Genomic DNA, 26,541 nt, shown 5'->3' on the forward strand with positions numbered 1-26,541 from the left:
TTATGGCTCACGAAACTGACGGCGAAGACCGGCGGCGGACCCCCGCCGGGGCAGCTTCACCGCCAGATGGGCCACCGCATGCACAGCCCGCGCCGCCTCCGCGGCCCGGGCTGTCCTATTCGTCCCCGGCCCCCATCGTGGTGGTTCCGCCCGTTCCGCGCAGCGTCCGGCTCGCCCGGAACCTGTGGCTGTTCAGCTTCGTGGCCGGGTTGGCGGTGCTGGTGGGCTCCTTCCTTACCCGGGACTCCCACCTGGAACGGCTTCGAACCGTGGTGCAGGAGATGGCTCCCGGCGGTAATGAGACCGCCGTGACCACGGCCACCGCCGTCGTCTTTTGGGGAAGCATCGGGGCGCTGCTGCTGGTGATGCTCCTTGAGGCGGCCATGCTCGGGGTGGTGGTGGGCCGGCAGGGCTGGGCGCGGCTGGCACTGGTCCCGCTGCTCGCCGGGCACGTGCTGGTGATGGTGGTGACGGCCACGTTCCTGGTACCCCCGGGCGACGCCGGCAGCTACGTGGTCATGCTCTGGGGCATCGAGATCCTGCTGGCGTTCATCGGGCTGGTGCTTTTCTTCTTCCCGTCCGCTGCCGCCTGGCTCAGGTCAGGCCGATAAGGGCTTGGCCTGCCGCGCCGAGTGCTGGGCGAGCTGACGCTGGAACTCGCGCACGGAGCATTCGGCCACAATGGCCTCGCAGCTCCGGATCACCACCCTGCAGGCATCCAGGGCGGCCCGGTCCGTCAGCGGGTTCTCGGCAAGGGCACGCCAGCGGGACAGGAAACGCCGTGCCTCGTCAGCCAACTGCTCGGGGGTGGCATCCGGCCCCAGTCCGAGCCGTACATGCGAGGCCGCACCCAGGCCCCCGATCAGTGCCTCCGCTTCAGCGGCAAACTCGGGGTTCAGGCCGACGCCCGTGGTCCTCAGCGTTGCCAGCAGCCGGAGTTCGCGGAACTCATGGGCGTTGACCTGGAGCTTCTCGAGTGCCGCGGCCAGGTGCCCGGTCCCCTCCCTGGGAGAAGCGCGAAGCAGGGTTTCCACTCCCACCAGCGCCGTCCGGGCCTTCAGCGCATCTGCCCTTGCCTGGAACTGCCGGCCCACCGTGTCCAGCAGCGGGTCCAGGCCGCTGCGGCGGGCGAGCTCGTGGGCCAGGGGTGTGGGCTGGTCGAAGCCGTTGCGGAGGAGGACCACCGCAAGGCGGATGCCAAAGAGTCCATACCTCTCCAGCAGTGAGGCCCGGGCCTCCGCTGCCATCCCTTCCGGTTCGGCTGCCCGGAGGAACCGGTCAGCCGAAAGCAGCATTTTCTCCCGGGCCGCACGGTCCATTCCCGCCAGCAGTTCAAGGGCGTGGAAGTCCGGCTGCCGCATGGTCCGGGCACTTTGCGCCAGGAGGCCCGCCACGGGGACCACGCCCAGCGCGAGCTTCCTCAGGTTGTGGTCGCGGCGGTACCTTTCGGCGATGTCACCGGCGGACAGGAGGGAATCGATCCGTCCTGCGCCCACCTCGTCGGCCCGGGACAGGACGGCAATGGCGTTCACGGTGCCCGAGCGCCCCGCCGCCGTATCGGCAAAGGATTCCAGGAACCTCAGGTCCGAGGCGTGCATGTGCCGCATCAGGTAGATGATGGCGTCAGCCTCCGACGGCGTGTCCTCAGGGGTCAGGAAGCTGGTGGACCGGGCAGAGACATCCCCCGAGAGCGAGGCTATGCCGGGGGTATCGATCAGCGTCATGTCCTTCAGGCGCGGCGCGGGCCACTGGACGTCCAGGCGCTCCACGTCCTCCGCCCGCACGTCTCCCAGGACAAACACCAGCCGCCCGTCCACCCGTTTGAGGGGGAGGTTCCGGGACTCCCCCGCCACCGGGTAGAGCGTGATGCGGGGCGTGTGCCCGTGCCGGTACCACGTGACGATCCGGGTGCATTCGCCCGTATCCGTGGGAGCTATCTCTTCCCCGATGATGGCGTTCAACAGCGTGGATTTTCCGGCTTTCACCATTCCGGCGATGGCAATCCGCAACGGCTCGGACAGCCTGCGTCCATAGCCCTTGAGCGCGGCGGAGGCAGCGGGATCATCCCGGTACACTTCCAGGGCGGCAGCAACCAGCTCCTTGGCACCTGCCATCGTGGAGTTTTTCATCCTACGGCCGCCACTGTCGGAGCGCCCGCCGGCCCGCTGGCTGAAGGCGGGGCCGCGTTCTGACCGCTCCCGGGCACGCTTGGAGTGGCCGGGCCGGGACCGGCGGCTCCACCCGCGCGGCGGGGCGTTGCCGCCGATACCTCTGCGGCAATGGCTGCGGCTGCGCGGGACACCGCGTCAACCTTCTTAAGCTCAGCCTTGATCTCCCGGATGCGGACGTCCTTTTCAAGGGCGTACGTGGTGGCGGCCTTTTGCGCCGCCGAGACTGAGTCCGTCAGCGAACGGTGGTGCTCGTCCGCGATCTCCGTGAAGTGGTCCCGGGTGGAGCGCTGGACCAGCCGCAGCCGGTCCTTCAGCTGCTTGCCCACCTGGAAGGTAACATCGTCCAGTTGGCGGCGTACCAGCGCCTTTGCTTCGCCCTGCCGGCGCTTGAGCCGTGCTTCCTGGTCTTCCCGGAACGCCTTGCGTCCCAGCAGCAGTCCGGCCCCCACGGAGAGGGGATTGATCAAAGCCATCCCGAAGATCCCGGTCAGGAGTCCGAACATCAGGACGCCGCCGTAGGAGCCGCGCATGCCGATCAGCACCTTCTGCATCGGCTTGATGCGTCCGTCGTCGAGCGTTGGCATTTCATCCACAGGGTCCAGGGCGTCCCCGGTGTCGGACACGCGGAACACCGGCAAGGTGACTTCGTCCGCCGCGAAGTGCTCCGCCACCTGCGCCGCGAGCCACTGGGCCCTTTCGCTGGTCCACACAAAAGTATCCGAGATGGCGGCCGCAGCACATTCTTCGAGCCATTTGGAGAACTGGGGCCAGGTGGGTCCCGGGTCGCCCTGGTCAATGGCTGTTTCGGCTTCCCGCTGGATCCGCCGAAGCCGGTCCCGGAGGTCATATTCCATGTCCGCAATCAGATCGCTGATGCCGTCGTTGAGGGTGATCTGCCACCGCGCCGAGCGTTTGCGGAGGTCGTCCGCCTCGGCTTTGGCAAGCTCCAGCCCTGCGATCATCTGGGGTGTGCCCTGCGGGTTCTCGAGGGCTTCAAGCTCGGACTGCAGCGAGAGCCTTAGGTTTTCCGTGACGGACAGCAGGTCCTGGCTCACCGAGCGCCGCTGGAGGCGCTGTGCCTTGCCCACAATCTCGTTCCGAAGGTGCGTGATCAGGCGGGGGAAGCCTGATTCGGCGTTGAGCTCGGCGTCCTGCAGCCGGGAAGCCTCCAGGCGCAGGTCGGAGGAGACCGGATAAAGCGGGATGTCGGGTGCAACCTGGGCGAGGTGGCCCCGGTCCAGCTCCTCCACACGCCGCCATTCCGGGTAGAGGTCCGTCTTGGACAGGACTCCCACCACGCTGGGAGTGATCCGCATGGCCTGCCGGAGGAAGCGCAGTTCCGGCTCGGTGTATTCCTGCGAGGCATCGCTGACCAGCAGCATGGCATCCGCTGTGGGCAGTGCGGTGAGGGTGGTCAGGGTGTGCGAGGAACCCATGCCTCCGACGCCCGGGGAGTCGATGACCGTGAGTCCGCCGGTCAGGATCCTGCGGGGAAGGCAGACCTCTGCAGCCACGAGCTTCTTGCTGTTCCCGGGGTTGCCGCGTTCTGAAACGAAGGCGGCAAGTTCGGCAATGTTGACCGGCTGCCGCTCCACGTTGGTTTCGTCCGGGGCGTCCGTGCCGGCTTTTGGCACCAGGATGCTCGCCGAGGCGGGATCGCCGTAGCGGACCACCGTGGGGACGGACGTGGCAATGTCGTCATCCACCGGGCACACAGGGGCATTCACCAAGGCATTGATCAGCTTGCTCTTGCCTTGCTTGAATTCCCCCACGACGATCACCCGGATGCTCGGGTCCTTGAGCCTTGCCAGGGTCTGGTCCAACCGTTTGCGGAGATCCGCCCTGTCCCCTGTGCCCACCAGCTGGAGGCCTTGCTCCACAAGGTTGATGAGCTGCCCCGCGCTTGCCGCCGTTGGCTGCCCTCCGGTCGTGGGGGTTAACTGTCCTGCTTCTGCCACAGTGTGTCCTTTGCCTCAACTCGGAAATGGGACGTGGGATGAGCCCCGAAATGCCCGGCAGGAGGGAGGAACCTCCTGCCGGGCGCTTCCGGTGGACCCGGGACTGCCTAGCCGGCCACTGAATCGTCGATAGCCGTGTTGACCTCGATCTCTTCCACGTACACCTCAGTGTTGTCCTCCTCAGTCGAGTTGTCCTGGAAGGAGTCCTCGATCGCAACCTCCGTGGTGTCGGTCTCCGTGCTGGAGTTGTCCTGGAAGGAGTCCTCGATCGCGACCTCGGTGGTGTTGGTCTCCTCAGTCGAGTTGTCTTGGAAGGAGTCCTCAATGACAACGTCCGTGGAGTGGTCCGAATTATCTACGCTGTTGTCGGAGTTGTCGTTGAACGAATCCTCGACTGCGACGTCAAGTTCGGTGGTGGTGTCCGAATTGTCGTTGTAGGAGTCGTTCACGGAGTTGTCCGAATTGTCGGAGTTGTCCGAGTTGTCGTTGAACGAGTCATCAACATCGACATCGAGGTCGGTGTTGAAGGAGTCGGCGATATCGGTCTTCTCGTTGCCGATATTGACGTCGTGGCCGGCGTGGACGGAATTGTCCGTGGAGTTGTCCGCGGAATTGTCTGTGTTGTAGGAATCGCTGACGTTGTTGGAGTCCCTGACGTTAGCGTCATCGCCGGCTGCGATGGAACGGTCCCCGGAGGCGATGACGGAGTCGTTGTCGAACCACTGCTCAACGTCGCCCTCAGCCCAGATGTTCTGGTTGACGGACTGGTCAACAATGTTGTCCCGGTCATCCACCGTTGAAGTGTAGGAGTAGTTGTTCACCACGTGGTGGAGCTGCTGGACCGCGTGGGCGTGATCATCGTGGTCGTGGTTTCCGCCGCCTGCAGGAGGAGTGTGTCCGGCGCCGCCCGTGCCTCCGCCGCCGATATGGCCGGTCCAGGACGTGTTGCCGCCGGTGTTGTACTCGCGGTCGAACCGGGAGGTGTAGGTGGTGACTGGTGCGTAATCCAGGACTACGGGCATGGCGGCGTCCACATCTGCAGAGCAGACTCCACCGAGGCCGTGGTCTTCCAGAACCTTCTCGGGATCGTCCAGGAAGTCCTGTGCGGCCTGGCGGTTGCCAAAGAGGTGCATCAGGAACTGGACGAGGTCGTTTGCGAGTGTCATTTGATTGTCCTCAATCTTCTCTGAGTTGCGGATCGCCCGGCGTCGCTACCGGGCTTGCATCAAACGTATGGTCCGGGACAAGGACCGGGCATCGGGCCGATTCCCCCTCCCGGATGGCTAGTTGCCGGGGAATCGGATCCCGTGCCGTTAGGGCATTAGGGGTTTATTCCTGTGCCGGGTCTTCGGGGCCCAACGCAATGCGGAGCCGGGCCAGCAGGTCGGAGCGGTTTTCCGCGCCAAGGCGGCGCCGCATCCTTGCGATATGGTGTTCCGCGGTCCGGGGGGAGATATAGATGGCTTCGCCGATCTCACGGTACGTCTTGCCCTCGAGTACCAGGCGGGCCACTTCCTTTTCCCGTTCACTCAGTCCGGAACCGTCCGGGTGCAGGCTGCCGGCCGCCTCATCGGTGGCATGGTTGCTGCGGACGGCGGGCCCGGATGAGCCGTTCGCTGCCGGGCTGACCTGGGGATGCAGGTCCCGTGCACAGGACAGCAGCCGCACCATGTCCTTGCGCTCCTCAGCCCGGGCCGCTGCGTGCCCGGCCAGCCTGGCGCCTTCCCAGGGCATTCCCACTCGGCCCAGGCCCCGGGCAGCAGCCTCCACATCGGCAGGAGTCAACCTGCCTGCCAGGACCGAAACCCAGGCTTTGCCCGCACTGGCAAGCACCGCGGCAAGGTGGCTGTCACGCGATGCCCGTGCCAGCGCTGCCGCGTGGGGAGCGAGGCCCGCAGGGTCCTCGCTCAGCAACGCGGCCTGGACCGCCGCCCAATGGAAGGGCACGGCCCACAGCGGCGGATCGCCCAGCCGGTCAAGAAGCTGCCACGCCTCGTCAAGGTAGTGCGCCACGCGCCGGGTCTCCCTGAGCCGTGCGGCCGTAATCATCACCTCGCCCCACGGCAGGAGGCTGTAAAGGTCCACGGACGTGTGCAGCATGGCTTCACGGGCCCGCTCCCACGCCATGACGAGTTCCGGGACGTCGCCGTTCCGCCGGGCCAGGCCAACGTCCAGGGCTGCGCGCAGGAACTCGTCCCGGGGCACCAGGGGCCAATGATTCGCTTTTGAGGCCTCGTTGATCGCGAGCCGGGCATCCTCGAGTTTGTCCTGCTGCATGGCAGACCAGGCCTGGAGCAGGAAGAGCCTGGGCTTCGCAGCGTTACCGCCCTGGCCGGCAGCAGTTGCAGACCGGCACACCGTTTCCGCCAGCCGCGGTTCCCCGCTGTGCAGTGCCAGGAGGGCAGCCAGCGCGGCCGGCGTCTCCGGCAGCGGCAGCGCCGCGTCTGCCGCGTTGAACATGTCCGACGCATGGATCAGCACAGGCAGTGCGTGCTGCGGGTCGGCGCTGACTGACTGGTAGATGCCTTTTCCTGTCTCAGCCAGAGTGGCAGCCAGGAGGGTGGGCGAAGCGGGCGGAGCGCCCGGCTGGAAAAGTGCTTCCGCGCCGGCCCGGTTTCCGCAGCCGATCATGGCCACCGCCGCAAGGGGCGCTGATGGTCCAATCCGGCTGGCACCCAGCCAGCTGTACACGTCCGCTGCCCGCGCCAGCATGCCTCGCTGGGCCCAGACTGCTGCGGCCACGTCCACGCCCCGGCGCACGTCCGGCGGATCGTCGCACACGAGTAGCGAGTCGATGATCCGCGTAGCTGCGTCCAGGTCGCCGTTTGCTGCTGCGGCCTGGGCGCGGCGGGCGGCGGTCGCTGCTTCGTCGGCCCCTGCCAGCAGGGCTTCCCCATAGAGTTGGGATGCCAGCGCAGGATCATGGTCAAGCGCCTTGTCGGCCGCATGCTCCAGTTCAGCCGCCACGCGGGAATCTGCCAGGCCACCGCGCGCCAGTTCGCGGGCGACGTCGCCGAGGGGCACGCCGTCCCTGGCGTACGCCGTAACGAGCTCGCGCTGAAGCGCATGGACCTTGGCGGCGGGGACGACGGCAAGCAGGGCTTGCTGCGCCGGCCCCGCCACGGTCCCGTCCGCCGTCAGGAGTCCTGCAGCTTCTGCCCGTTCCACAAGGGCGCCAAGGCTTTGCACGTCGCCAGTGTCAAGTCTGCGCTGCAGGTCCGCTGGCAGCGGTCCAGGCAGGACGAAGCCGACGGAAAGGGCCAGCAGCAATTCACGCATAGCAGCGTTCTCGCCTTTGAGCTGCCGGGCCATCTGTTCTGCGGCACCGGGCTCCTGCACGTGGTGGTTCAGCTCGGGCAACAGGGTCACCGGCCGGATCTCATTCCCGGTCATGCTCAAGCCGCCGGTTCAGCGGCCGTGGCCGGATCGGTGGCCGGAGCGGCCTCCGTGGCCGTGGCCGGATCGGTGGCCGGAGCGGACTCCGTGGCCGTGGACGCGGTGGGTTCGGGCGCGGAAGGCGGCGGCTCCTCGGTTGCCGGCGGTGGGGGCTCCTCCGTCACCGGGGGCGGAGGCTCCTCGGTAGCTGGCGGGGGCTCCTCGGTCACTGGCGGAGGCTCCTCGGTCGCGGGCGGCTCCTCAGTCGTCGGCGGCGGGTCCACGGGGACAGGGCTTGCCGTTCCCGTCTCAACCGGCACTGGTTCGCTTGTACCCGGCGCAGGATCAGCCGTTCCGGCAGGGACAGTGGGTGTGCCGACGGGCTCCGTAACTCCGCCGGCACCGGTTCCGGCGGCGTCAGCTGTAGCGGTACCGGTGTCAAGAGCGCCCGTTCCGCCGGAGTCCGCGGCAGCCTGCTCCGCGGCGGCGCTGGACGTCGGCCTGCTGGTGGGAGAGGCGGCCACGTCCAGGCCCGCGCCGCCAGGGGCGGAGTCCTTCGTGCTGGCACTGGCTTCGATGCCCCTCGCAGGTTCCTGCGCTTCCGCACCGGCACCAGCCGCTGCCGCCCCGCCGACTCCTCCGCCGCCGCCCGAGCCGCCTAAGGAAGAACCCTTCTCGGGGGCGGCGTCCGCCTTGGGGGTGAAGATGGATGTCAGGCTGCTGAGGCCCTCGGGGCTCTGGGCAGCGGTAGCCGAAAGGACCGTGAACGCGGCCGCAGCTGCCGCGATGGCGGTCAGCCGAACCGTAGGTTTCGGCGCGTGGGCGCCGCCCCGGTGTCCGTGCTGGCCATGCACGGCACCCTGGACTGCGATTCCAGCCATAGCGCCTGCCGCCGTCGTGCTCTTCCGCGACCAGCTCGCCAGCCGTCCGGGCGCGTAACCCGGTGCGGCCGCATCACGGGCCGCGGCGGCACGGCCGGCTTCCGCCGCAGCGGCAGCCTGCGCCGCAACCTCGGCGGCGGCTGCCTCGCGCGCCAGGACAGCCGCGGCGGCAGCACCGAGGCAAATGGAGGACTTGGGATCAGCGTCGACGGCGATGGGCCGGTCCAGCTGTTCGGAGATCACCTGCGCAACCAGGGGGATCCTCGATGATCCGCCGATGAGGAGCACGGCGGAAAGGTCCGCCGGTTCCAGCCGCAGGCTGGCCAGGGACTGTTCCAGCGCGTCCACCGTGTCCCGGATGGGTTCGTTGATCAGTGCCTCGAATTCGGAACGGACCAGGCGCACCTGCTGGTGGAAGCCCGGCAGCAGGACGGAGATGCTGGCTTCGCTGTCCGCGGAGAGCGCCTCCTTGGCTTCCACGCATTCGCGCTGCAGCCTCGCCAGCGCAGCGCGGGCCCCGGGATCGGAGGTGTCCAGCCTGGAGAGGATGCCGCCGGTGTTACTGGCCACGTAGCGCAGGACCGCCGCATCAAAGTCGGCTCCCCCAAGGTTTTCGATGCCTTCCGGGCGGCCCAGCAGCTCAAACCGGTTGTTGCCGGCCTTCCGGAGGACGGCCGTGTCGAAGGTTCCGCCGCCAAGGTCGTAGACGGCAATGGTGCTTCCCTCTTCCACGCGCACCTGGGAGGCGTAATGCAGGGCTGCGGCCTCCGGTTCCGTCACCAGGGCAACGTTCTGCAGGCCCCTGGCGGCCAGGGCTTCCCTAAGGAGCGAGGTGCGGTGGCTCCCCCAGGCGGCCGGGTGGGTCAGCATGATTTCCGACGGCGGCGCCCCCTCGCGTTCCTCCGCGCGGTCGGCCACCCAGCGGGCCATGGTGGCGAAGACGTCCTCGGCGGGCAGGGAGAGCGTGCCCACGGAGATCGGCACGGCGTCACCCATGCGGCGCTTGAATTCCCGCACCACCCGGGCCGGGGAATCAAGCCCGCGGCGTTCCGCGGCTTCCCCCACCAGGACGGGGCCTTCCTCCGGGTAAAACAGCACAGAGGGTACTGAGGTTCCGCGGATTCCCAGCGGGAGGCACTCAGGAGAAGAGGAGGTACCGTGATCGAAGCGTGCAACGGCGGCAGCGGTGAAGCTGGTCCCGACATCAATGGCGAGAACGTAGCTCATGGGGTACCTCAGGGAATACTGTCGTTTCGCCTGCAAGCTTCATCACTGGCGAACGTCACCAAGGTAGCATTACGGCCGGACCGGGAACACCCCCATTGCTAAAACGAATTGTTATTTCCCCCTGTGACGCCCCGGCGCCGGAAAGAAACCCCTGTTCAGAGCCCTGAGTATGAGTGAAGGCCGTTAAAGAATTGGTTCACGATGGTGAAGTTAAAAATGACGCACAGGTAGCCAACGATCGACAGCCAGGCCGCACGCGTGCCTGTCCAGCCGCGTGTAGCACGCGCGTGGAGGTACCCTGCGTACACCACCCAGATGACGAAAGTCCACACCTCCTTGGTGTCCCAGCCCCAGAACCGGCCCCATGCCTTCTCGGCCCAGATGGCGCCGAACATGAGGGTGAACGTCCAGCCGATGAAGGCGATCGCGTTGATGCGGTAGGACAGGTTCTCCAGGCTCAGCGCGGACGGCACCAGGCGCATGAACCCGAGCTTGTCCGCCCCGCCGGCAGCCACCGTCCTCTGGCGGTGCGACTGGACCAGTTGGAGCGCGGACATGGCGAAGGTCAGGGTGAACAGCGCGGAGGACAGCACGGCGATGGACACGTGGATGATCAGCCAGTAGCTCTGCAGGGCGGGGACCAGGTGGCCCACCGGCGTCCAGTACGCCACGGACGCGGCCACCAGCATGATGATGGCCAGCCCCACCACGAACGTGCCCAGGAAGCGGAGGTCGCGGCGGACCAGCACCAGCAGGAACACGGCGACCGCCACGAACGCGCCGGTGGTGAGGAATTCGTACATGTTGCCCCACGGGACGCGTCCTGCACCCAAGGCGCGGGTGACCACGCCGGCACCATGGATCAGCGCGCCGAGGACGGTCAGTGCCACGGCCACCCGCGCGGGCGCGCGGCGTTCCGCGGCGTACCGCATGTCGGCGTCGGCAGTGGCCACACCTCCGGCCCCTGCAGCTTTGGCAGTGGACGACGACGGCCGTTCGGCCCTGCCCGCAGGCCCGGCCAGGTGCGTTTCAGCGCGCTCCCCCACCCCGGCTGCCACCGGAACCTTGGCCGACTCCCGGGCCTGGCCGTCGAGGCCGGCCTGGGCGGCCTTCAGGTCGATGGCGCGCAGGGCCCTGCTGCTCTTGGCCAGGTCCCAGGCGAAGGCGATGAAGGCCACCGTGTATGTGCCGGCCGCCAGCAGCATGAACAGCTCGCTGTACTGGCCCATGGTTTCGTTGATTCCAAACGGCATTACTGGTCCTTTTCGGGCCCGGAGGGGCCGGCTGGGGTGGTGGCTGGGCCTGTGGTTGCGGCAGCGCCGGGGCTATTCTCGCCCAGGCTGCTGGGTGTTTGCTGGGAAGACCCGGGCTGGGCCGCGTCCTGTCCGGGGTCCAGCTGCCACTCTTCACCGAGCAGCTTCCGGAGGGCGGCGGCCTCGGCAGCAAGGCGGTGGTCCTCGCCGCGGGCCAGGAGCCCGTACTCAACCATTGTGCGCCCGTCCTCGTGCGTGCCCGTGCGGACCCATACCCGGCGGCGGTTGACGTAGAGCGAGAGGATCAGCCCGGCTACGGCCAGGAGCGCAAACACCAGGGCGTAGACCTGCCCGGGGTTGTGGTGGATGTCCACGCCGATGTAGCGCTTGACGCCGTCGAAACTGATGGTGCCTTTGCCGTCCGGCAGGGTGTAGCTGGTCCCCGGCGAGAGGGTGATGCCGCCGGCGTCCAAGTTGCGGGCGTTCAGCGGGGTCAGGTCCTTGACGTCCAGTTCGAAGACGTTCTGCGGAGCCCCGTCATCCAGGCCAAGGTCCCCGTAGTAGGAGTTGAGCGTCAGCTGCGGGTTGAACAGTTCCGGGTCCCCGCTGAAGGAGACCCCCTCGTTGGTGACGAAGGCGGTGGGCAGGAAGAAGCCTGCAAACCCCAGCTGGTCCGGTTTGGCGTCGGGAACCTTGATCACCACGGAGGAGTAGTAGTTGTCCCCCTGCAGCTTGGCCACCACGGGTCCCTGCATGGCCACGTTGCCGGCGCCGTCCCGGATGGTCACCACGGGGGCGTAGCCGTTGCCGGTGAGGTAGATGCTGGTACCGCCCAGGGTGATGGGGTCGTTGACCTTCAGGGTTTCCTGTCGCGCGGGCGCGTCGGGGTTTTCCTTTGTGGTCACCGCCGCCGAGAAGTCGATGGGCTGGCCGAACTTGCCCTGGGATTCGCGGTCGAATGTAATGTCGAACTTGTCCAGCTGGATGGAGTAGGGCTGCAGCTGGCTGGACTGGAAATTGGTGCCGGGCGTGAACTGGTCATAGCCCACCAGGGTGTTCACGAACGTGTCGCCCTCCACCAGGATGCGCTGGCCGCTGTAGCCGAACAGGCCGCCGATGGCCACTGACACCAGCACGCCGATGAGCGAGGTGTGGAAGACAAGGTTTCCCACTTCCTTCAGGAAGCCGCGCTCGGCGCCCAAAGACGGCCGCGCGCCGCCGTCGTCCCTCACCTCAACGCGGTAGCCGCGCTTCTCCAGCAGCCCGGCGGCACTGTTGATGGCGTCCGACGCCGGGATCCCGGCGTCGGCCGGAATGACCAGGGTGCCGTACTCGGGAAGGCGGGAGAGTCGCTTGGGCGTGCGCGGCGGCTGGGAGCGCATGGCCCTGTAATGGGCGATGGCGCGGGGCACCACACAGCCGATCAGGGAGATGAACAGCAGCAGGTAGATGGCGGAGAACCAGGCCGAGGAGTAGACGTCGTACAGCTGCAGGGTGTCCAGCAGCTTGCCGTAGTCCGGGTTGTCCTTAATGTACTGAGTGACCACGGCAGGGTTGGCCGGGCGCTGCGGGAACAGCGAGCCCGGCACGGCCGCGACGGCCAGGAGGAGCAGCAGGAAAAGCGCCGTGCGCATGCTGGTCAGCTGGGTCCACGCCCAGCGCAGCATCTCCTTGGGTCCCAGGGCCGGCAGCGCGGCGTCCGCCTTGGCCTCGGCCACTGCGGCACCGGATGCCGGGGAGGACTGCTTCTTCTCTACGTTCACGCGCTCGCTCATCAGATCGGCAACTTCACATCGGTTTGGAACCAGTACTGGAGTTCGGTCACCCAGGTACCCCAGACGCCGCTGGCCATCAGCAGGCCCAGCACCACCAGGATGCCGCCTCCAATGCGCTGGATGGCCACCCGGTGCTTGCGGAAGAACGCCATCACACCCATGCCGCGGCGGACCGCAAGGGCGATCAGCAGGAAGGGAATGCCCAGGCCCAGGCTGTAGACAAAGGCCAGGAAGGCGCCCTTGGCGGCGGAGGAGCCGCCGGAGAGGCTCAGTAACTGGACGGCGGAATAGGTGGGGCCGATGCACGGCGCCCAGCCCAGCCCGAAGGTCAGGCCCAGCAGTGGCGCGCCCCACAGCCCGGCCGGCGGCTTCGCGTGGATCTTGGCGTCGCGCTGCAGCCAGCTGAAGCCGCCCATGAACACCACGCCCATGACGATCACCAGGACGCCCAGGAGCTGGGTGATCCAGGCATTCTGTGAGCCCGTGATGAGGGTTCCCAGCTGGCCGAACGCACCGCCCAGCAGGACGAAGATCACGGAGAAGCCCAGCACGAACAAGCCGACGCCCAGCAGCATCCGGCCGCGCTTCTGCTTCTGCAGGTCCACACCGCTCAGCCCCGTGACGTAGCCCAGGTACCCGGGAACCAGGGGCAGGACGCAGGGCGAGAGGAAGGAGACCAGTCCGGCCAGCAGTGCCACCGGAATGGCAAGGAGGAGCGAGCCGTTCAGGATGGCTTCGGCGAAGGGGCTGTTCACGGTCCGGGCCGCCGCTACTCTGCCACGGCGGCAGCAATGAGGGCTTTCAGGGTGCCCTTCTGGACTTCGCCGAGGACGCGGGAGGCCACGCGGCCCTGCTTGTCCAGCACCAGCGTGGTGGGAACCGCGCCGGGCGGGACCAGGCCGGAGACGGCCAGGAGGACGCCGCCGTCCTTGTCGTCAAAGCTCGGGTACGTCAGGTTGAAGTTGTTTTCAAACGCCTCTGCCGTGGCCTTCTCGTCCCGGAGGTTGACGCCGAAGAACTGCACACCCTGGTCCTTGAACTCCTGGTGGAGCTCTTCCAGGATGGGCGCTTCCACCCGGCAGGGGGCACAGGCCGCGAACCAGAAGTTCAGGACTGTCACTTTGCCCTGGAAGTCGGCGGGCGTCACCGCGGTGCCGTTGAACAGGGTGCCGTTGACCTGGATGGCGGACTTGCGGTCCCCGGCAGCGAACTCCGTGACGGATCCGTCCCCGGCCACATAGTTCTTGTTGTCCCCCGCCTTGGCCTGCTGCGCCAGGGCGTCCTCCTGGGCACAGCCGGACAGCCCCAGGGTCAGGGCGGTCAGGGCCAGGCCGCCGGCAGCGAGCAGGCTGCGGCGGGAGGTGGTCTTACTGTTGGTCACTACTAGGCTCCAGGGGTGCTTGCCGCACCCGGAAGAAGGGAAGCCGCCGGTTCGCTGTACTGCACGCGCAGGAGCGTGCCGCCGTCGTCGAACACCAGCGACGTGATGGAGGTCAGCGTGCATTCACGCTTCCGGGGATCGTGCCACAGGGGCCTGCCTTCGGCGCTCAGCCGGGTGGCCCAGATGGGGAGCTGGTGGCTGACCATGATCGCTTCAGGCCCATCCGCGCCGAAGTCCCCGGCCGCGAGTTCGATGGCGCGCAGGCGTGCTTCCTGCACCGCTTCCATCACCCGGGAGGCCTGCTTCTTGTAGGGCTCGCCCCACGAAGGCCGCAGCGGGTTGACCAGCCGGGGCCAGTGCTTGGGCCGGCGAAGCTCAGCCTTGGTGACCTTCATGCCCTCGAAGTAGTTCTCCGCCTCGATGATGCGCTCGTCCGTGTGGATTTCCAGGTGAAGGGCGTCCGACGTCGGCCGTGCAGTTTCCTGCGCACGGTCCAGTGGCGAGGCTGCCAGGTAGGTGATGCGGGCACCGGCTGCGGCGCGGCGGCGGAAGTGCTCCGCGAGCATGCGCGCCATCTCCTGCCCCAGTTCGGAGAGGTGGAATTCGGGCAGCCTTCCGTACAGGACGCCGTCAGGATTGTGGACCTCGCCGTGGCGGAGCAAATGGACAGTGGCTTGGGGCATGTTTACCAGTTTCTCAAAGATGGCGTGCGATCCGAAATCTCCCGCACAGACTTTCTACAAACAGTAGAACTGAAGTTTTTGAAGAAATGTTCCACAGGCGGGAATGAAACATGCAAATGCATGTTTATACTAGGTGCAGCAGTTAGTTGAGACTTCAACAGATGAAGCTTCAATGGCAGACCTTAACAGCACGCACATAACAAGGAGCAACATCATGGCACTTCCCGCAGACGTCACCACCGGCACCTGGGTCCTGGACAACTCCCACAGCGAGATCGGCTTCACCGTCCGCCACGCAGGCATCAGCAAGGTCCGCGGCCAGTTCAAGGAAGCAGCAGCAACCCTGGACCTTCCCGAGGATGTGGCCGGCGCCAAGATCAACGCCACCATTAACACCGCCAGCTTCGATTCCGGCGATGCCAACCGTGACGGCCACGTCAAGGGCGAGGACTTCTTCGACGTGGAGAAGTTCCCGGAGATCTCCTTCGTCTCCAACGGCCTGGTGGCCAAGGGCAACAGCTACGAGCTCACCGGCGACCTGACCATCAAGGGCGTCACCCGCCCCATCACGCTGGACACCGAATTCAACGGCGTGGCCGTGGACCCGTTCGGCAACACCCGCGCCGGCGTTTCCGCCGAAACCACCATCAGCCGCAAGGACTTCGGCCTGACCTGGAACGCTGTCCTGGAGACCGGCGGCGTCCTGGTGAGCGACAAGGTTGCCATCAACCTGGAACTGGCGTTCATCGCTCCCGCAGCGTAATCGCCTTTCCTGGAGGCGCCCCGGCGCTGGACTTCGCAGTCCAGTGCCGGGGTTTCTCCTTTTAAAGGTCCTCCCTCCTCCTCCCTTCCCAGGCAGCCGCGGGGTTTGCGGAGGGGTTTACAGTGAGGGCCATGAGCAACTCTCCCAGCACGCCCCGTTCCGGCTTTGCCCGGATGTTCCTGGTGGCGGGACTTCCCACCGAACTCAAGGTCTCGTTCTGGATCTGGTTCGTGGGCGGCATCCTGGGCCTGCTGGGCGGAATCCTCGGCATGCTGGCGTCCCTGGTGCTCTTCGCCGCAGCACCGGGAGCCGCAACCCTGGTGCTGCTGCTCATGCTGCTGGCTGCAGCCGTGGGAGCAGCCCAGATCGTGTTCGCCCTCGCAATGAAGGACGGGAAGCATTGGGCGCGGCTGGGTTTGACGGCCCTCACAGCCATCACCCTGGTCCTGGCCGTTGCCAACTGGGCCGTCGGCGTGGGCCAGGGCGGCAACTGGACCGCCTTCCTCATCAGCCTGGCCGCCACCGTCCTTCTCTGGCTGCCCCGTTCACAGGCCTTCTTTGCCGCAGCAGGACGGCGCGGGAATACCTCTTCCGAATGACCCACAAGGCGCCCGCCCGGGGGTACGGTGGACTTAAGCCATGCTGGGGGTAGGGCACAGGACCATTCCCGGCAGCCTACCTGGAACCCGACATGCAAAAGGACCGCTCATGAGTACTCCCCCTGTCCCGCCTCCCGTTCCGAACGATCCCGAGTCCGGGTCCGAGTCTGGCTCGCAGGGCCCGCGCTACGGCCAGAACACCCCGCAGTACGGGCAGCAGTCCGGCGTACCCCAGTACGGGCAGAACGCCCCGCAGTACGGACAGCAGTCCGGCGCACCCCAGTACGGGCAGAACGCACCGCAGTACGGACAGCAGTCCGGCGCACCCCAGTACGGGCAGAACGCACCGCAGTACGGACAGCAGTCCGGCGCACCCCAGTACGGGCAGAACGCTCCGCAGTACGGGCAGCAGCCGTACGGGCAGCAGCCGTACGGCCAGTCCCCCTACGCGCAGTATCCTTCGGAGCAGCCCCAGCCCTCTGGAAGCGCCGGCGTCCCGCAGCTGGTCAACATTTCGTTCTGGCTGCTGATCGCCTCGGCCGCCATCTTCGTCGTCTCCGCTCTTGCCGGCCTCGCCACGCTGGACGATCCCCGGTTCCGTGATGTCTTCGACAGCCAGGTCCAGGGCACCGGCGCGGGAGTCACCTACGAGGATATGAAGGGCGTCATCGCCGGCACCCTGGTGGTGTTTGCCATCATTGGCCTGGCGCTGTACCTGCTGGTGGCGTTCTTTGTCCGCAAGGGCAAGAACTGGGCACGCATCCTGGGCACAGTCTTCGCGGCCCTTTCCGTCCTCGGCCTCTTCAGTCCTCCCAGCTTCGCGACCATCGGCACATTGTTGGGAATCGCGGCCATTGTGCTGCTCTACCTGCCGGGCGCAGCTCCGTACTTCCGGAGGCAGCAGCCGTTCGCCAACCCGTACGGCGGCGGTATGGGCAACCCCTACGGCCGGTAGTCCAACCACACCACCCTGCGGGCGTGGGTCCCGGAACCAGACGGTACCGCCAGAAACCTAGGCGGTCTGGCCCGGGGTCTGCGCCCGCTGTGCGTGGTAGGCAAGGATCTGCAGCTCCGTTGCCATGTCCACCTTGCGGAGGTTGACCCCTTCCGGCACCTGGAGCATCACGGGCGCGAAACTCAGGATGCTGCGGACGCCGGCCGCAACCACGCGGTCGCAAATATCCTGGGCCACGGCGGCGGGCAGTGCCAGCACCACCATGTTGGCACCCGTGCGGTGCAGCACGGTTTCCAGGTCGGCCACGTCACTGACCCGCAGCCAGCCCACTTCGTTGCCCACCACCATCTGGTCCGCGTCAAAAATGGCAACCACGTCAAAGCCGCGGGATTCAAAGCCGCCGTACCGTGCCAGGGCCTTGCCCAGGTTGCCGGCACCCACGATCGCCACTTTCCAGTCGTGCGTGAGTCCCAGGGCGGCGGCGATGTGCCGGCTCAGGTACTGCACTTCGTAGCCCACGCCGCGGGTTCCGTACGAGCCCACGTGGGAGAGGTCCTTGCGCAAGGTGGCGGAGCTGACACCGGAGGCCTCGGCGAGGGATTCTGAGGAGACGCGTTCCACCCCCTCTGCGAGCAGGGTGTTGAGGGCGCGCAGGTAGAGGGTCAGCCGTGCCACCGCAGCCGGCGGAATCTGCTTGGCTGCCATGCCCGTGGCTCCCGGCAGGTCCGGGACAGCCTGGGGAGTTGAATCCAGCGAAGCCACCAGCTCCTCCCTCGCATTGCGTTGTGACTCCACTCTAGAGCCCCATCAGCAATGCCAACAAAGCAGGTGCCGCACCGATACCCGAGCCATCACAAGAACTGCTCCCCTACTGCGCCATGGCCTGCCGGAGCACGCGTTCCAGGCGGGCTTCGTCTATTTTCCAGAAATCCCGCTGCACGCCGTCCACCAGCACCACTGGGATTTCCTCCGCATAGCGCTCACGCAGTTCCGGCTGGTGGTCCACCAACTCTTCGTTCCACTCAAGTCCCAGCAAGGCCGTAACCCGCCCGACGGCGTCGCGCGCGTCTTCGCAAAGGTGGCAGTCTGCTTTGGTGATGAGGAGGACGCGGGGTGTGGCCATGCCTTAACGGTATCCCCGTCGCCCGGAGCCCTGCGACGTCCAGCGCGAGGGCGCAGTGGAATGCACAGTGGATTGGCTAGACTCAAGTCCATGCCCGAGGAGAAATACGTCGCCGTAGTCACCAAGCCGGTTGCTGCGCCGCAGCCGGGCGAGGCGGCGTTCTTCGATGTGGACAACACGCTGATGCGCGGCGCCAGCCTGTTCCACGTTGCACGGAAGATGCACCAGCGCGGCGCCTTCACCATGACCCAGGCCGCCGGCTTCGCCTGGAAGCAGTTCAAGTTCGTGGCCCGCGGCGAGAACATCGACGATGTCCACGCGGTGCGCGATTCCGCCCTCACCCTGGCCGCGGGGATCACTGTCGACGACGTTAAGGCCTTGGGCGAAGAGGTCTACGACGAGATGATCGCCTCGCGGATCTGGCCCGGCGCCAAAGCCTTGGCGGAGCAGCACCTGCGTGTTGGCCGCCGGGTGTGGCTGGTCACCGCCACACCCATTGAAGTGGCCACCGTGATTTCCACCCGGCTGGGGCTGACCGGAGCGCTGGGAACGGTGGGCGAAATACATGAGGGCATGTACACGGGCCGGCTGGTGGGAGACATCCTGCACGGCTCCGCCAAGGCGGTCGCCGTCCAGGCCATCGCCGACGCCGAGGAGCTGGACCTAAAGCGCTGCTGGGCCTACAGCGACTCCTACAACGACATCCCCCTGCTGACATTGGTGGGGCATCCCGTGGCCATCAACCCGGATGCCCGCCTGCGCCGGCACGCCCGGGACAACAACTGGCCCGTCTACGACTTCCGGGCCGGCCGCCGCGCAGCCACCCTGGGGCTCAAGGCGGCAACGGCCTGCGGCGCCGTGTACGGGCTCTGGAAGGGCTTCGCCCGCATCCGCGGCCCCCGCATCTAGGTGGCGCGAAGTGTCGTTCTGAGCGCCCATAACGACACTTGGCGCTACCTGGTTGGGCCAGGACACAGAAATGCCCGCCACCTCGGAAGGCGGCGGGCATTTCCACGCAGTTCGAAGTATTGCTACTTCTTGTTGCGGCGCTGGTGACGGGTCTTGCGAAGCAGCTTGCGGTGCTTCTTCTTGGCCATACGCTTGCGACGCTTCTTAATAACTGAACCCACGAAAGTTCCTCACAAACTAGATGCAGTACCTGTCTGATGGAAAAGGTTCGTGGACAGAGCTACGAACTGAACAACTGACAGATTCTTACAATGACGTAAAACGTTCCTTAACAGGGTACCGCTTCCGGGAGGCGGCTACGGACAGGCGTGTCAGGCGGTCTCGGTATGGCCGTCCACCACGGCACCTTTGAGGTACTGCTCCACGGCCTGTTCCGGAACCCGGTAGGAGCGTCCGAAGCGCACTGCCGGCATCTCGCCGGAGTGCACCAGCCGGTACACGGTCATCTTGGAAACGCGCATGACCTGGGCGACTTCAGCCACGGTGAGGAACTTCGCGTTTGAGAAGTTCTGTTCTGCCGACATTTCCCATATTCCTTTGCTGACGGATGGACAACAGTGACCCCATGTTCATGCCAATGCGGTGTTCCGATGCTGAGCCATCCACCAACCACCTACCTAGATACTCTAGATGTTCCTGTGGCAGAAGTGAAAGTAGTAAGGTCCCCTATTTCACCCCCTAATTAACGGGAGTTGACTTCCTCCGCTTGCGGGCGGAGGCGGCCAGCTGGTCCAGGACCGAAACAGAAACGTCCCACTCCATGCAGGCGTCGGTGACGCTCTGCCCGTAAACGAGTTCCGTGCGTCCCGCGGCGTGCTCGGCGACGTCGAGGTTCTGGGCGCCGCCCACCAGGAAGCTTTCCAGCATGACGCCGGCAACCGCCTGGGCAGCGGTGCCGCCGTCTTCCAGCTGGGCGCCGATCTCCAGGGCCACTTCGGCCTGGCGGTGGTGGCTTTTGCCGCTGTTGGCGTGGCTGGCGTCAACGATGAGGCGGGAGTTCAGCTGCTTGTTTGCCAGCTTCGCAGAGGCATCCTCGACGTCGGCGGCAGAGTAGTTCGGCCCCTTGCGCCCGCCGCGGAGGATGACATGGGTGTCCGGGTTTCCGGCGGTGGACACCAGCGCGGCCCGGCCGTCGCCATCGATGCCGAGGAAAGCCTGGGCGGCCCCCGCTGCACCGCAAGCGTCAATGGCTACTTGGAGGTCGCCGTCGGTCCCGTTCTTGAAGCCGATGGGCATGGACAGGCCGGAGGCGAGCTGCCGGTGGATCTGGCTTTCGGTGGTGCGGGCCCCGATGGCGCCCCAGGAGATCAGGTCCGCCATGTACTGCGGGCTGATCGGCTCCAGGAATTCGGTGGCTGTGGGCAGCCCCAGAGCGGTGACCTGCTGCAGGAAGCGCCGTGCGGTCCGGAGGCCGGTGACCATGTCGTGGCTGCCGTCCAGCCGCGGATCGTTGATCAGGCCCTTCCAGCCCACCGTTGTACGGGGCTTCTCGAAGTAGGTCCGCATGACGATCAGCAGGTCTTCCCTGTGCTTCTCGGCCTGGCTGACCAGCCGCCGTGCGTACTCCAGCCCGGCTTTCGGATCATGGATGGAGCAGGGTCCCACGATGACCAGCAGGCGGTCGTCCACGCCGTCCATGATGGCGCGGACTTCGTCGCGTCCGCGTTCGACGACGTCCGCCGTCCGGGCGTCCAGCGGCAGTTCCGCGATGACTTCCTGGGGCGTGGGCAGCGCGGTGAATTCGCTGACCCGCAGGTTCGACGTCGATTTTGCGGCTTTGGTGCCGGCGGCGGCGCTTGTGGGGGCTGTTGCGGTGTTCATGTTCGGGTCCTGTTCCAGATGGGAAGCGGGCCCGGATCAGAACCCGCCGGAGAAACGGCGAAGGGCAGAGAATGATCTCTGCCCTGTTGGCTCTGAAGGAAAGTTGGATGCGTGTCAGTTAGACGCGGGCCCCTCCAGAGCCAACGAAAAATACGCATACCAACGGTTAGTCATGCCATGAACCATAGCCGCGCTTCGGCACGCACACCAAATCCCACGCAACCAGGAAGCGCTACGTGTCGTTTTGAGCGTCCAAAACGCGCTACCTGGTTGGGCCGGGGATCAGCCAGGATCGGGTGCTGAAGGCGATCGAGGAGCTGGGGTTCGTCCGCAACGACGCCGTCCTCCACGGGAGCGCGGTGCTGCTAAGGGACAGCGGCAGTGGATGACGAGGCGGGGGGGTACCTGGCTGCGCGGCACCTGCTGGACACCTGCCGCCGTCGACTGGCCTTTGTGGGTGGCCCCACCTCCATCCCGCAGCCCACGGAGGCGCTGGGGCGCACCACAACCGAACTCCTCGCCGAAGAGGTGGAGTTCAGAACCCGACGCACCGTTCGGTGGTCTTCACGCCGGAACTGGTGGTGCGGCAGAGTACAAAAACCAACTAATTACCTGCCCGCAGCCATTCCATGGACTCTGTCCGGGAGGTGAAAAACCGGGTGGGGCAGGGCGGGATATGCACGCCGAGGAAAAAGTTGGCGAAGATCCGGTCCACCGGGCTTGCTCCCAGCAGCGCAATCCTGTTGGCAGCACAAGGGATGGAGAAGACGGAACGCGCTGCCCTGGTGACGTCCTCGGTGGTGGCCATGTCCACCAGCATCGGGTAGGTACTGTCCCCCGCTATCTGGTTCACGGCAGCCATGGCCGCCCGGGCGTCCTGCAGTTCTATCCGGACGTTAGGTTCCCAAATCAGGTGGATGATGCCGTCTGAACGCAGCTCCACGGTCCCTTTACCGCCGTCGAAACTTACAGGCTCCAAAACCTGCCTCCCTTCCGTGGGCGCACTCCTATGACTTTCCCATCTTGCCGTATCCCTCCGGACCTGTTGCCGGCATCGCGGGAGGGGACAGAACCAAATGCGGCAAACATGGCTACTGCCCTTGTGGGGGACCGGGAGCAGAAGCAAGGATTGGTTATGGATGACGCGCGGCACACTGCCAGGGACCTGCTGCGGCGCAAAGACCGGGGCCTGATCGATCTCTGGATCATGTACTGGAACCACGGCGGGCGCTGCCACCCCTTCGAATTCGACGCCTTTGTCCACAACGTGCTGCCAGCGGCCTGGTTCGACATGGACGTCCTGGCCGTGGCGGTTGAGGAACTGGCCGTGGAGAACATAGCCTGATGGATGCCCGGTTTCCTAACAGATGAGCAGACGCGCCTGCTGTCGTCCTGGCTCGGGCCATTCGAGGTAGTCCGGGACCACTCCTGGCCCCTGCAGGACACGTCCGTGCTTCACGTCTCCACACCTGCCGGCGGGAGCTTCATCGTCAAGGCGAGCACCACCAGCCACCACATCCGGCGTGAGGTTGCCGCCCTCAGGCATGGCCTGCCTGGCCTGCAGGGCAAAGCTTCCCTTCTCAGGTACGCATCCGTGGCGGCCGGGATCCTTGTCACCGAGTTTCTGCCCGGAGCGTCCGTGGAGGGATCGGCTGCCGAGCATGACCCCGAAACGTACCGCCAGGCAGGCGACCTTCTGGCGAGGCTGCACCGGCCTGCGGGCACATCTTCCCACTACGCAAAGAAACTCGCCCACCAAACACAGTTGTTGATCCGATCGGCCCGGGGGCTGGTAGATGAAGACACCCTGACCCTGGCCGTCCAGGGGCTGGCGGGACTGAGGCTGGGCCCGGTCCAACTCGTCACCACCCACGGGGATTATCAGCCCAGGAACTGGCTCCACGACGAAGGCCAGATCAAGGTCATTGACTTTGGACGCGCCGACCACCGCCCCTGGATGCACGACCTGGTGCGGCTCACCAGCCAGCAGTTCTTGGAACAGCCCGGGCTGGAGGAAGCCTTCTACAGCGGTTTCGGGCGGCGCATTCAGGAATTCGAGGCCGATACCTGGCAGCTGGAAAACCTGAATCAATCTCTGGGGACGGTGGTATGGGCACACAGGATTGGAGACTCCGCGTTCGAGCGGTCAGGGGTGGAAACATTGGAGCGTACCCTGGCGGGGCCCTGGGCCTAACGGCCCGCGGTGATGCCGCGCATCTTGCAAGAATGGGCTTATGGACTTCAACCGGCTGCTGCAGATCCGCCGCATCTACGCGCAGCCTGCCGCCCTGGAACTTCTCCGGGGCAAGGAAATCGTGGAACGCTGGCCGGACGCCGACGTGCTGCTCGTCGAGAACCACTGGAACATCCCGGATGTGCATGGTGATGAAACGAACGTGCCGCGGTGGTCCCGGATCAAAACGGAAGCCCTGGTCCTCGGCGTCAAAAAAGCGCTGACCGTCAAGCCCAACGGCCGGTCCGCGGACTTCATCGCACCCTCAACTGCGAACGGCTGCGCCATGGCATGCGCCTACTGCTACGTGCCCCGGCACAAGGGCTACAGCAATCCCATGACCGTTTTCGCAAACATCGATCAGATTGCGGGGTTCCTGGAGCGGCACGTTACCCGCCAGGGCATCAAGCTCGAGCCCAACCAGTGCGATCCGGGACTCTGGGTCTACGACATCGGCGAGAACAGCGACTGCTCCGTGGACGCCCTGGTCAGCGACAATGTGGAGGACCTGGTCACGCTCTTCCGCGACTTGCCTACGGCCAAGCTGTCCTTTGCCACCAAGTACGTGAACCCGGCGATGCTGGGTTGGGACCACGGCGGCCACACCAGGATCCGCTTTTCCCTGATGCCCGCGGCTCTGGCGAAGTCGATTGATGTCCGGACCTCACCGGTAGCTGAACGGATGGCCGCCATCAACGACTTCGTCGACGCCGGGTACGAGGTGCACGTGAACTTCTCCCCCGTCATCATCACCGACACCTGGCTCAGCGACTGGGAAGAGCTGCTGCGCCAACTCGACGCAACGCTGAGTGCCGCTGCGAAGTCCCAGCTTGCGGCGGAAGTCATCTTCCTGACGCACAACGAACGGCTCCACGAGGTTAACCTGGGCTGGCATCCCCAGGCCGAGAGCGTCCTGTGGCGTCCGGACCTCCAGGAATCCAAGGTCTCGTCCAACGGCTTCACCAACGTCCGCTACCGCTCCGGAACCAAAGCCGGCTATGTGCGCCAACTGACCGCGCTGATTGGGAAGATCGCACCGTACTGCCGCATCCGCTACGCCTTCTGAGGGCCTGCCGCCGGGCGGCGCTAGACTGAAGCATGACCGGTGTCCGCCCCCGTCTCCTGGCTTGGCTCGTTGTCCTGGCCGCCTTCCTCGGGGCCTGCACGCCCGCCGTCGGCATTGACGACGCCGTTACCGGGCAAGCGGTCCCGGCCTCCTTGGCGCCGGCATCAGCGAGTCCCGCCGCCCCGCCGTCGTCATCAGCGCCTCCTGCCGCCCCTCCGCCGGTTGCCGCGCCGCCGCCCGTCCCCGAGCCGTTCGCCCTCAACCTTTACCAGGAGGGCGACTTCGTGCCGCAGTACACCTTTGACTGGTGTGTGGCGGCGAGCATCCAGATGGCCCACAACCTCATTGACGACACGGGTGGCGGCACGTGGGCGGACTCCACGCAGCAGGGCGAACTGTGGGAGATGGCCCGGGCCCGGTCGTCCAACTCGTTCAACGGCGCCAACCCCCTCGGGTGGGGGCAGGTGCTGACGGAGGTTGGCATGGGGCCATACACGGTGGTCAGCATCGCCGACTACGGTACGGCGCTCCAGACGGCGGCACGCGCCATTGCCGAGACAGGCCGCCCGGTGGGACTGGTCATGTGGCGCGGGCGCCATGCGTGGGTGATGAGCGGGTTCGAATCGATCGGTGATCCCGCCCGGTTCCAGGACTTCGCAGTCACTGGCGTTCGCGTCCAGGACCCGCTCTACCCGCACGGCAGCGGCCAGTGGGGCCCGTCGCCCGCACCCAACAGCCTGCTCACCCCCGAAGAGCTGGCCACGCAGTTCGTGGTCCGCGAGCCGCGGCGCTGGAGCAGCGAGCTGCCGGCCGGCTACCTGATGGTGCTGCCTGTAGCCGGAGCCTGAAGGCGTGGGCAGGCATCGTCGATCAACAGCCGGGCAAGCCTGACCGCGCGCTGGCCGAAGGTGGCACCGTCAAGGACGGCAGCGGTGGCATATGCGCCGTTAAGGACGATGAGGAGTTCGTCGGCGAGCTGGTTGGGATCCGTGGCACCTGCGTCGGAGGCGAGCACCCCGAAAACAGCCATCAATTTGCGGCCGCAGTGGCGGGCTCCTCCGCTGCCTGCCGCATGCGGGCGAACCAGGCGTCCGCGCGCCCTTGCACGTAGGCCGTGGCAAGGGCGTCCTTCGTGAGGAACTGTCGGTAGCTCCTGCCCGTGTGGCTCCGCCTCTGGGGCGTGCTCGGCACGCCTGCCTTCAACTTCAAAATCGTGCGCTGACCCCGGGACACTTGGCAGGACAAAGCCAGAGGAGGCGAGGACAATGACTTCCATGAACGGGACCGTGGCACTGGTGACAGGGGCGGGAAGCGGCCTGGGACAAGCTGTTGCAACCGGCCTTGCACGCCAAGGCGCCCGGGTGGTGGTGGTGGGCCGTTCCACGGCCCGGGCGGAGGAAGCGATGGAAGCCATCCGCGCCCTCGCCCCCTCAGCCATGCTGGAGCCGTTGGCCTGTGACCTGTCCGTCCAGTCGTCGATACGTGCTGCGGCGGCCGGGTTCCTCTCACGCCATGACCGGCTCGACGTGCTGGTCAACGCCGCGGGCGTCTTCCGAAAGGAGCGCCAGGTGACCCCCGACGGGCTCGAACTGACATTCGCCACCAACGTGATGGCCTACTTCCTGCTGACCAGCTTGCTGCTGGACGCCCTCAAGAACGCCGCCCTGGCAGGTGGAAGCGCCCGGATTGTGAATGTTGCGTCCAAGTACGGCAACACCAGGCTCCACTTCGACGACCTTCAGACGGCCAAAGGCAAGTACAGCTACCTGCGGTCCACGCCGCCCACTATGCTCGCACGGGTCCTCCTCACCCAGGAGTTCGCTGAGCGCCTTCAGGGCTCCGGAGTGGTGGCGAATGCGGTCCACCCCGGACTGGTCAAGAACACCTCGTTGCTGCAGGACGTCGGCGGCCCCTTCCGCTGGATCACCAACACTTTCGGCGCGCCCGCCGAAAAGGGGGCAGACACAGCGCTCTGGCTCGCCACTGCACCGGAAACAGCGGTACTCTCCGGAAAGCTCTGGGCAAAGCGCAAGGAGCTCCCCACCCCCGGCATGGGAGCGGATCCCCACGCCCGCAAGCGCCTGTGGGAGGCGTGCGCGGACCTTGCCCACGCCCGGTGAACAGCTGAAGCGCGTGGTCCCCAAACTCCTTATGGTCCAGCGAACCCCAATGCTCCAGGGCCACGCCGTTCCCGCCAACGCACGGCCGCCCTTCCGCCACCCATCGCGCAACGTCGCGGGCCCGGCGGGTAATCGTTTTCCATCTAGGGCTTCCGGGTGGCTGCCTTGATCAGACCCTGGTGGAAGAC

The 26,541-nt window shown here is 66.2% G+C and carries 27 protein-coding genes and 1 pseudogene; 11 read left to right on the forward strand and 17 right to left on the reverse strand.

Going from position 1 to position 26,541, the window contains the following annotated elements:
- Positions 1–2 precede the first annotated feature (2 nt).
- The gene (locus FHJ30_RS16145) at positions 3–611 is read left to right on the forward strand and encodes a hypothetical protein (protein WP_179997643.1); all 609 of its coding nucleotides are present in this window, start codon (positions 3–5) and stop codon (positions 609–611) included.
- Here FHJ30_RS16145 and FHJ30_RS16150 read toward each other — a convergent pair.
- The 10 genes from FHJ30_RS16150 to FHJ30_RS16195 form a co-directional block, all read right to left on the reverse strand.
- Complete coding sequence (locus FHJ30_RS16150) at positions 600–2,129, reverse strand: dynamin family protein (protein ID WP_139030291.1); 1,530 nt, start codon at positions 2,127–2,129, stop codon at positions 600–602. The genes FHJ30_RS16145 and FHJ30_RS16150 overlap by 12 nt on opposite strands.
- On the reverse strand, positions 2,126–4,129 hold the full coding sequence (locus FHJ30_RS16155) for a dynamin family protein (protein ID WP_240793736.1): 2,004 nt from the start codon (positions 4,127–4,129) through the stop codon (positions 2,126–2,128). The genes FHJ30_RS16150 and FHJ30_RS16155 overlap by 4 nt, the downstream gene beginning before the upstream one ends.
- A 107-nt stretch (positions 4,130–4,236) precedes the next feature.
- Complete coding sequence (locus FHJ30_RS16160) at positions 4,237–5,295, reverse strand: IniB N-terminal domain-containing protein (RefSeq protein WP_139030292.1); 1,059 nt, start codon at positions 5,293–5,295, stop codon at positions 4,237–4,239.
- Positions 5,296–5,458: 163 nt separating this feature from the next.
- On the reverse strand, positions 5,459–7,522 hold the full coding sequence (locus tag FHJ30_RS16165) for a LuxR C-terminal-related transcriptional regulator (RefSeq protein ID WP_139030293.1): 2,064 nt from the start codon (positions 7,520–7,522) through the stop codon (positions 5,459–5,461).
- Positions 7,523–7,524: 2 nt separating this feature from the next.
- Complete coding sequence (locus FHJ30_RS16170) at positions 7,525–9,612, reverse strand: Hsp70 family protein (RefSeq protein ID WP_139030294.1); 2,088 nt, start codon at positions 9,610–9,612, stop codon at positions 7,525–7,527.
- Between the two features lie 155 nt (positions 9,613–9,767).
- Positions 9,768–10,865: a c-type cytochrome biogenesis protein CcsB gene (ccsB, locus tag FHJ30_RS16175; RefSeq protein ID WP_139030295.1), complete on the reverse strand. Its 1,098-nt coding sequence runs from the start codon at positions 10,863–10,865 to the stop codon at positions 9,768–9,770.
- Entirely contained in the window at positions 10,865–12,640 is a 1,776-nt protein-coding gene (locus tag FHJ30_RS16180; protein WP_139030296.1) for a cytochrome c biogenesis protein ResB, read from the reverse strand. Before FHJ30_RS16180 ends, ccsB begins: the two co-directional genes overlap by 1 nt.
- Complete coding sequence (locus FHJ30_RS16185; protein WP_139030297.1) at positions 12,640–13,395, reverse strand: cytochrome c biogenesis CcdA family protein; 756 nt, start codon at positions 13,393–13,395, stop codon at positions 12,640–12,642. Before FHJ30_RS16185 ends, FHJ30_RS16180 begins: the two co-directional genes overlap by 1 nt.
- A gap of 14 nt (positions 13,396–13,409) precedes the next feature.
- Positions 13,410–13,988, reverse strand: a complete 579-nt coding sequence (locus FHJ30_RS16190) for a TlpA disulfide reductase family protein (protein WP_139030378.1) — start codon at positions 13,986–13,988, stop codon at positions 13,410–13,412.
- 35 nt (positions 13,989–14,023) lie between these two features.
- Positions 14,024–14,704: a histidine phosphatase family protein gene (locus FHJ30_RS16195; RefSeq protein WP_139030298.1), complete on the reverse strand. Its 681-nt coding sequence runs from the start codon at positions 14,702–14,704 to the stop codon at positions 14,024–14,026.
- Positions 14,705–14,918: 214 nt separating this feature from the next.
- On the opposite strand from FHJ30_RS16195, the gene FHJ30_RS16200 reads away from it, so the two are divergent.
- The 3 genes from FHJ30_RS16200 (at position 14,919) to FHJ30_RS16210 (ending at position 17,021) form a co-directional block, all read left to right on the forward strand.
- The gene (locus FHJ30_RS16200; RefSeq protein WP_139030299.1) at positions 14,919–15,467 is read left to right on the forward strand and encodes a YceI family protein; all 549 of its coding nucleotides are present in this window, start codon (positions 14,919–14,921) and stop codon (positions 15,465–15,467) included.
- A 131-nt stretch (positions 15,468–15,598) separates the two neighbouring features.
- Entirely contained in the window at positions 15,599–16,066 is a 468-nt protein-coding gene (locus tag FHJ30_RS16205) for a hypothetical protein (RefSeq protein WP_139030300.1), read from the forward strand.
- Between the two features lie 109 nt (positions 16,067–16,175).
- Positions 16,176–17,021, forward strand: a complete 846-nt coding sequence (locus FHJ30_RS16210) for a hypothetical protein (RefSeq protein WP_139030301.1) — start codon at positions 16,176–16,178, stop codon at positions 17,019–17,021.
- A 57-nt stretch (positions 17,022–17,078) separates the two neighbouring features.
- On the opposite strand, the gene FHJ30_RS16215 is transcribed toward FHJ30_RS16210, so the two are convergent.
- A complete protein-coding gene (locus FHJ30_RS16215) occupies positions 17,079–17,783 on the reverse strand; it encodes a redox-sensing transcriptional repressor Rex (protein WP_139030302.1) in 705 nt (234 codons plus the stop codon).
- A gap of 106 nt (positions 17,784–17,889) precedes the next feature.
- On the reverse strand, positions 17,890–18,144 hold the full coding sequence (locus FHJ30_RS16220) for a glutaredoxin family protein (protein ID WP_139030303.1): 255 nt from the start codon (positions 18,142–18,144) through the stop codon (positions 17,890–17,892).
- A gap of 90 nt (positions 18,145–18,234) precedes the next feature.
- On the opposite strand from FHJ30_RS16220, the gene FHJ30_RS16225 reads away from it, so the two are divergent.
- The gene (locus tag FHJ30_RS16225; RefSeq protein WP_139030304.1) at positions 18,235–19,053 is read left to right on the forward strand and encodes an HAD family phosphatase; all 819 of its coding nucleotides are present in this window, start codon (positions 18,235–18,237) and stop codon (positions 19,051–19,053) included.
- Between the two features lie 122 nt (positions 19,054–19,175).
- Here FHJ30_RS16225 and FHJ30_RS16230 read toward each other — a convergent pair whose 3' ends face one another.
- The 3 genes from FHJ30_RS16230 to FHJ30_RS16240 all read right to left on the reverse strand — a co-directional run bounded on the left by FHJ30_RS16230 (position 19,176) and on the right by FHJ30_RS16240 (position 20,934).
- Positions 19,176–19,274 (reverse strand): 30S ribosomal protein bS22, encoded by a 99-nt coding sequence (locus FHJ30_RS16230; protein ID WP_003792170.1) that lies wholly within the window; start codon positions 19,272–19,274, stop codon positions 19,176–19,178.
- A 150-nt stretch (positions 19,275–19,424) separates the two neighbouring features.
- Positions 19,425–19,637 (reverse strand): helix-turn-helix domain-containing protein, encoded by a 213-nt coding sequence (locus tag FHJ30_RS16235; RefSeq protein ID WP_066278759.1) that lies wholly within the window; start codon positions 19,635–19,637, stop codon positions 19,425–19,427.
- A 154-nt stretch (positions 19,638–19,791) separates the two neighbouring features.
- Positions 19,792–20,934, reverse strand: a complete 1,143-nt coding sequence (locus FHJ30_RS16240; protein ID WP_139030305.1) for a 3-deoxy-7-phosphoheptulonate synthase — start codon at positions 20,932–20,934, stop codon at positions 19,792–19,794.
- Positions 20,935–21,306: 372 nt separating this feature from the next.
- Between FHJ30_RS16240 and FHJ30_RS21730 the strand changes: the two are divergent.
- Positions 21,307–21,542 (forward strand): annotated as a pseudogene (locus FHJ30_RS21730) (substrate-binding domain-containing protein); the annotation flags it as partial.
- On the opposite strand, the gene FHJ30_RS16250 reads toward FHJ30_RS21730, so the two are convergent.
- Positions 21,539–21,913 carry an STAS/SEC14 domain-containing protein gene (locus FHJ30_RS16250; protein ID WP_139030306.1) on the reverse strand — a complete coding sequence of 125 codons (375 nt, stop codon included), beginning with the start codon at positions 21,911–21,913 and terminating at the stop codon, positions 21,539–21,541. The pseudogene FHJ30_RS21730 and the gene FHJ30_RS16250 overlap by 4 nt on opposite strands.
- A gap of 108 nt (positions 21,914–22,021) precedes the next feature.
- Here FHJ30_RS16250 and FHJ30_RS16255 point away from each other — a divergent pair, with 108 nt between their 5' ends.
- Genes FHJ30_RS16255 through FHJ30_RS16270 form a run of 4 tightly spaced genes read left to right on the forward strand, consistent with a single transcriptional unit; the run spans position 22,022 to position 25,081 of the window.
- Positions 22,022–22,279: a hypothetical protein gene (locus FHJ30_RS16255; RefSeq protein ID WP_139030307.1), complete on the forward strand. Its 258-nt coding sequence runs from the start codon at positions 22,022–22,024 to the stop codon at positions 22,277–22,279.
- A gap of 3 nt (positions 22,280–22,282) precedes the next feature.
- Positions 22,283–23,128 (forward strand): aminoglycoside phosphotransferase family protein, encoded by an 846-nt coding sequence (locus tag FHJ30_RS16260; protein ID WP_139030308.1) that lies wholly within the window; start codon positions 22,283–22,285, stop codon positions 23,126–23,128.
- Between the two features lie 40 nt (positions 23,129–23,168).
- Positions 23,169–24,233 (forward strand): spore photoproduct lyase family protein, encoded by a 1,065-nt coding sequence (locus tag FHJ30_RS16265; RefSeq protein WP_139030309.1) that lies wholly within the window; start codon positions 23,169–23,171, stop codon positions 24,231–24,233.
- Positions 24,234–24,265: 32 nt separating this feature from the next.
- Positions 24,266–25,081 (forward strand): hypothetical protein, encoded by an 816-nt coding sequence (locus tag FHJ30_RS16270; protein ID WP_139030310.1) that lies wholly within the window; start codon positions 24,266–24,268, stop codon positions 25,079–25,081.
- Here the strand turns inward: FHJ30_RS16270 and FHJ30_RS16275 are convergent.
- The gene (locus FHJ30_RS16275) at positions 25,048–25,263 is read right to left on the reverse strand and encodes a hypothetical protein (RefSeq protein ID WP_139030311.1); all 216 of its coding nucleotides are present in this window, start codon (positions 25,261–25,263) and stop codon (positions 25,048–25,050) included. The two genes, FHJ30_RS16270 and FHJ30_RS16275, sit on opposite strands and share 34 nt — an antisense overlap.
- A gap of 235 nt (positions 25,264–25,498) precedes the next feature.
- Here FHJ30_RS16275 and FHJ30_RS16285 point away from each other — a divergent pair, with 235 nt between their 5' ends.
- Complete coding sequence (locus tag FHJ30_RS16285) at positions 25,499–26,353, forward strand: SDR family NAD(P)-dependent oxidoreductase (RefSeq protein WP_240793737.1); 855 nt, start codon at positions 25,499–25,501, stop codon at positions 26,351–26,353.
- The last annotated feature ends 188 nt before the right edge of the window (positions 26,354–26,541 follow it).

The organism is Arthrobacter sp. BB-1 (assembly GCF_006151685.1).
GTDB lineage: Bacteria > Actinomycetota > Actinomycetes > Actinomycetales > Micrococcaceae > Arthrobacter.

Excerpts from the sequence above, each read along its gene's own strand:
- FHJ30_RS16270 (WP_139030310.1), top strand. The coding sequence starts at position 24,266 with ATGACCGGTGTCCGCCCCCGTCTCCTGGCTTGGCTCGTTGTCCTGGCC.
- FHJ30_RS16220 (WP_139030303.1), bottom strand. The coding sequence starts at position 18,144 with ATGGCCACACCCCGCGTCCTCCTCATCACCAAAGCAGACTGCCACCTT.
- FHJ30_RS16205 (WP_139030300.1), top strand. The coding sequence starts at position 15,599 with ATGAGCAACTCTCCCAGCACGCCCCGTTCCGGCTTTGCCCGGATGTTC.
- FHJ30_RS16165 (WP_139030293.1), bottom strand. The coding sequence starts at position 7,522 with ATGACCGGGAATGAGATCCGGCCGGTGACCCTGTTGCCCGAGCTGAAC.
- FHJ30_RS16145 (WP_179997643.1), top strand. The coding sequence starts at position 3 with ATGGCTCACGAAACTGACGGCGAAGACCGGCGGCGGACCCCCGCCGGG.
- FHJ30_RS16160 (WP_139030292.1), bottom strand. The coding sequence starts at position 5,295 with ATGACACTCGCAAACGACCTCGTCCAGTTCCTGATGCACCTCTTTGGC.
- FHJ30_RS16265 (WP_139030309.1), top strand. The coding sequence starts at position 23,169 with ATGGACTTCAACCGGCTGCTGCAGATCCGCCGCATCTACGCGCAGCCT.
- FHJ30_RS16260 (WP_139030308.1), top strand. The coding sequence starts at position 22,283 with ATGCCCGGTTTCCTAACAGATGAGCAGACGCGCCTGCTGTCGTCCTGG.
- FHJ30_RS16235 (WP_066278759.1), bottom strand. The coding sequence starts at position 19,637 with ATGTCGGCAGAACAGAACTTCTCAAACGCGAAGTTCCTCACCGTGGCT.
- ccsB (WP_139030295.1), bottom strand. The coding sequence starts at position 10,865 with ATGCCGTTTGGAATCAACGAAACCATGGGCCAGTACAGCGAGCTGTTC.
- FHJ30_RS16240 (WP_139030305.1), bottom strand. The coding sequence starts at position 20,934 with ATGAACACCGCAACAGCCCCCACAAGCGCCGCCGCCGGCACCAAAGCC.
- FHJ30_RS16285 (WP_240793737.1), top strand. The coding sequence starts at position 25,499 with ATGACTTCCATGAACGGGACCGTGGCACTGGTGACAGGGGCGGGAAGC.
- FHJ30_RS16255 (WP_139030307.1), top strand. The coding sequence starts at position 22,022 with ATGGCTACTGCCCTTGTGGGGGACCGGGAGCAGAAGCAAGGATTGGTT.
- FHJ30_RS16180 (WP_139030296.1), bottom strand. The coding sequence starts at position 12,640 with ATGAGCGAGCGCGTGAACGTAGAGAAGAAGCAGTCCTCCCCGGCATCC.
- FHJ30_RS16275 (WP_139030311.1), bottom strand. The coding sequence starts at position 25,263 with ATGGCTGTTTTCGGGGTGCTCGCCTCCGACGCAGGTGCCACGGATCCC.
- FHJ30_RS16210 (WP_139030301.1), top strand. The coding sequence starts at position 16,176 with ATGAGTACTCCCCCTGTCCCGCCTCCCGTTCCGAACGATCCCGAGTCC.
- FHJ30_RS16200 (WP_139030299.1), top strand. The coding sequence starts at position 14,919 with ATGGCACTTCCCGCAGACGTCACCACCGGCACCTGGGTCCTGGACAAC.
- FHJ30_RS16195 (WP_139030298.1), bottom strand. The coding sequence starts at position 14,704 with ATGCCCCAAGCCACTGTCCATTTGCTCCGCCACGGCGAGGTCCACAAT.
- FHJ30_RS16170 (WP_139030294.1), bottom strand. The coding sequence starts at position 9,612 with ATGAGCTACGTTCTCGCCATTGATGTCGGGACCAGCTTCACCGCTGCC.
- FHJ30_RS16150 (WP_139030291.1), bottom strand. The coding sequence starts at position 2,129 with ATGAAAAACTCCACGATGGCAGGTGCCAAGGAGCTGGTTGCTGCCGCC.
- FHJ30_RS16225 (WP_139030304.1), top strand. The coding sequence starts at position 18,235 with ATGCCCGAGGAGAAATACGTCGCCGTAGTCACCAAGCCGGTTGCTGCG.